Below are 1,567 nucleotides of genomic sequence, written 5' to 3'. Positions count from 1 at the left end.
GGAGGGGGATTGGAGGCATAGCACTGCTGCCCTGTCCCTACAGTTCTCTATCATGCGCTTCGACAGAAACCTTTTTACTCTATAGAAAAATTCTGCTACGCTACCTAATCGCCTCAAAGCAATACAGGTAATGATCTGAAGTGGCGAAAATCTTTCCTTTTTCCCCGTTTTTGCCCGGTATGCCGGTGACGAAACCATGCCATTCTGATTTGTGAGACTTGACTGCTTCGCGCTCAATAGTATCTAAATTCCATAGTAATTTTCCAGTCTCCAGATCTACTGCTCTAAGATTGCCTAATGGGATCCAGTAAATGATGCCATTTTGGTGGTAGAGATCGCTAGCAAGGCTACTCGACTTTTGTGTCCATCTTTTAGAGCCATCAATTGAATTTAGACAATAGAGGGTTGCATCTGCCATATTAACCAAGAGTTTATGATCTGCCAAGATCATATCGACTGGACCAGTCCATGCACTAGTTAATCTACGGTGCCACTTTTTTTTTCCGGTAAACAGATCGAAACAGAGTACGAAATTCCCAGAAGTTAAAAAGATATTATCCTCATTTACAATTGGTTTTAAACTTAATGTTCCAAATTCTCCTTCGAAGCTTACGGGAATCCTGTCGTACTCCCATACATTATCCGAAAGATTGAAAAGGCCCAAAAATGAACTATTTGAAGGTTGTTGCGTCGGGCCAATTCGTGGCCCCATTTCCACATAAGAAACAACCATATAATTAATATTGTCTCGTCTGAATGCATATATATCTTTTAAGCTTCCTAAGTAATAGCCTAACCCGTTATGATAGGCATACTTTTCATCATAGGGCGGATGTCCCAATTCTGTATAATCGCTGCCATTAGAGATATATTTGAAAAAGCTATCTGCGATTTTACCTTCTTTATGTGCGATTAGTCCATTAGCAATGAAGTAAAAATCCTCTTCAATATTACAGGCTTCTGAATAGGCAGGAAATACTCGTTGATATTTCCATATTGTTGATCCCTTTGTGGCGTCGATACAGTAATCTGCCATCAGGTCGTGAACCCAAATCTTGTTGTCGATAACAACAATATCATCATTTAATGTCCTAATTAATTTATTGTCGTAAAAATCATCCCAGATCCAAAGATTTTTACCCGTAATGGCATCCTTTAGTGCCAGGGATGACTTCCAGCTCGAATTATCTGAGTTCGCCTCTCGTTTTAGTTCGCAAAGTACACCAGTATTCCTAATTGTATAGCCATTATATAGCTTTTGACCGAAAGCGCCATCAGTCAATGAACTTCTCCACTGATAAGGTAATTGTGTAACCACTCCTTGGTCATCATACCGAATTATTATATCATCGTTTCTACAGGTTATCAATAGAAACAATGATATAAAATTGATTAAGCATTTAACTGAATTTCTCATGGTTCAGTATTGAATCCTGAAAGTTGAAGGTAAATTTCCCCCATCCATAACCCAAGATAAATGGGGCTCTATTATGTATGCCGTCCTCATCTCTCTATGATTTACCCCGGGGGCTTCCCGGTTAAATCCCCACCAAGCACCTCCTTGGTT

At 39.6% G+C, this 1,567-nt stretch carries 1 protein-coding gene; it reads right to left on the bottom strand.

The genetic code is table 11. The features are described from left to right. Positions 1-100: 100 nt before the first annotated feature. Complete coding sequence (locus tag X939_RS0121860; RefSeq protein WP_198034470.1) at positions 101-1,318, bottom strand: outer membrane protein assembly factor BamB family protein; 1,218 nt, start codon at positions 1,316-1,318, stop codon at positions 101-103. Positions 1,319-1,567: the final 249 nt, after the last annotated feature.

The organism is Dyadobacter tibetensis Y620-1, from assembly GCF_000566685.1.
Lineage (GTDB): Bacteria > Bacteroidota > Bacteroidia > Cytophagales > Spirosomataceae > Dyadobacter > Dyadobacter tibetensis.
The sequence above is the reverse complement of the archived record's forward strand: the minus strand, read 5'-3'. Positions and strand labels throughout refer to the sequence as shown.